A 1,686-nucleotide genomic window follows, 5' to 3' on the forward strand; every position below is an offset into this window, starting at 1 on the left:
CCGACACCTCTCGCTGAACCCCCTTTGATGGGCGGCACTGAAGCTCTAAGCGCACCCAGTCAATAGGGAAGCCTTCGGGCGTTCCCCACCCTCTGGAGTGAAACGCTTTCTTAGCGACCTCCTTGCCCTTCTCATAGAGACGAACGCGACAGGGAGACGATGGAGAGCCAACGTACAGCGTTCTACCGTCAGGGCTATCAGGCGTCAACCAATCGCCTGCGACGCTGGTTTTAACGCGCTTGCCCTTCGCTATCTCTTGGAGCTTGGCGGACATCTCTTCAAACAGACCCGACCCCTGCAAATCTTCGCAAACGTCAATTCGCGTAACTCTATGCGAATCACGCCACGAATCGCGGACAAGATTCATAAAATCGGGCGCATTTTCGCTAGTCGCAAAGGCATGGGGAAGCTGCTGACTTTCCGTCCTTCCGTCCCATAAGATTGTTGACAATGTGCTACCGTTCTCATCGTCCAAAAACGCCCTTTTTCGGTATCCCATCATGCCCGACTGGGCAATTTTAAGGTTTCCGCCCAGATTATTAGAGAGAATGCCTATAACGTTTTGAATATTATCGTTAATTGTCGCCTGATACCAGTCACATTGCATCGGCTAACCCCCCTAAATTGCTGGACTTGACCCCCCTGTTAGTAAGGGGGGTCGGCTTCGCAGTTTCTGAAGCTCTATCGGCTGGCTTCTCACTTTCGATTTTTTCAAAAAAACTGGAAAAATCGCCGCCGCGCGTGCCGATAAAATCGCCTCCGCGCGTCGCTGATTTTTCCAGTTCTTCAGAAAATTCATCTTGAATTTTAAAAGCAGCCTCCGCCAGCTTTTCCATTTCCGACAAAGCGGAATCGGCAGAATTTCTCAAACCCTCCCTAACGGCATCCGGCGCGTCATTTACAGCCTTCAGGTTATCCGTCATTCGCTTCAGAATCGGAATAACGGTAGAAACTAGCTCAGATACTATCTTCGCCATCGGCTGCCCGTTCTGCTCGCTCAGTTCGCGCAAAACACGGTATTCTTCTTCGCTAAAGCCAACGGATACACGCTTATTTATAAATTTCCTCATCGTGAACGCTCTTGGGGGAGTTCCCCCAACGCCCCCCATTGCGCTTCGTGCTTGATTCCCGCTTGAGGCGGAAATCAATCCCAAAGCACTTTAACAGGGCAGTCAGGGTTGTTTCGTTTAATCGATAGCGCGAAAGAGACGGCATCATCGGCGTTTTCAAATTCCGCAAGACGGAATGTCTTATTACCGACAACCAAGTTCACAGCCGCGCCGTTGCTTGTTTTCAGGACATGAAGCCCCTGCTCGTGTTCAAGCATATCACACCCCCATAAATTTTGCTGCAAAATGTCTATTTTGCAGCAAATTTCCGCTGACCCTGATAAATCTCTCCGAGAAATGCGCCCACGGCTTCCCAACTTCCCGTACTCTTGAACTTCCTCATCAGGACGTTCCCGTACTGTTTCACCATGAAGTCGAGAACGGCATCATCTGCGTTCTTCGTGTACTTCGTCGGCTTAACTCTTGGCACGTTCATTCCTGCGACCTTATCGGCAACCTCCAGGGAGAACGCTGAGAAGCCCCAAAATTCCTCTAACGGCAGGGAAGCCGACACCTCTCGCTGAACCCCCTTTGATGGGCGGCACTGAAGCTCTAAGCGCACCCAGTCAATAGGGAA

The 1,686-nt window shown here is 50.9% G+C and carries 4 protein-coding genes; all 4 read right to left on the bottom strand.

The features are described from left to right. Positions 1–607: replication initiation factor domain-containing protein (locus RDY34_RS10485; protein WP_308184583.1), on the bottom strand; the 607-nt coding region annotated here is incomplete at its 3' end. Beyond that, the gene (locus RDY34_RS10490) at positions 597–1,070 is read right to left on the bottom strand and encodes a hypothetical protein (RefSeq protein ID WP_308184584.1); all 474 of its coding nucleotides are present in this window, start codon (positions 1,068–1,070) and stop codon (positions 597–599) included. The genes RDY34_RS10490 and RDY34_RS10485, both read right to left, overlap by 11 nt. Before the next feature lie 74 nt (positions 1,071–1,144). Continuing rightward, complete coding sequence (locus RDY34_RS10495) at positions 1,145–1,327, bottom strand: hypothetical protein (RefSeq protein WP_308184585.1); 183 nt, start codon at positions 1,325–1,327, stop codon at positions 1,145–1,147. Positions 1,328–1,359: 32 nt separating this feature from the next. Next, positions 1,360–1,686: hypothetical protein (locus tag RDY34_RS10500; RefSeq protein WP_308184586.1), on the bottom strand; the 327-nt coding region annotated here is incomplete at its 5' end.

This window comes from Neisseria polysaccharea (genome assembly GCF_963392925.1).
Classification (GTDB): Bacteria; Pseudomonadota; Gammaproteobacteria; order Burkholderiales; family Neisseriaceae; genus Neisseria; species Neisseria polysaccharea.

Bases quoted from the DNA above. Each gene is read 5' to 3' on its own strand.
- RDY34_RS10490 (WP_308184584.1), bottom strand. From the start codon at position 1,070: ATGAGGAAATTTATAAATAAGCGTGTATCCGTTGGCTTTAGCGAAGAA.
- RDY34_RS10495 (WP_308184585.1), bottom strand. From the start codon at position 1,327: ATGCTTGAACACGAGCAGGGGCTTCATGTCCTGAAAACAAGCAACGGC.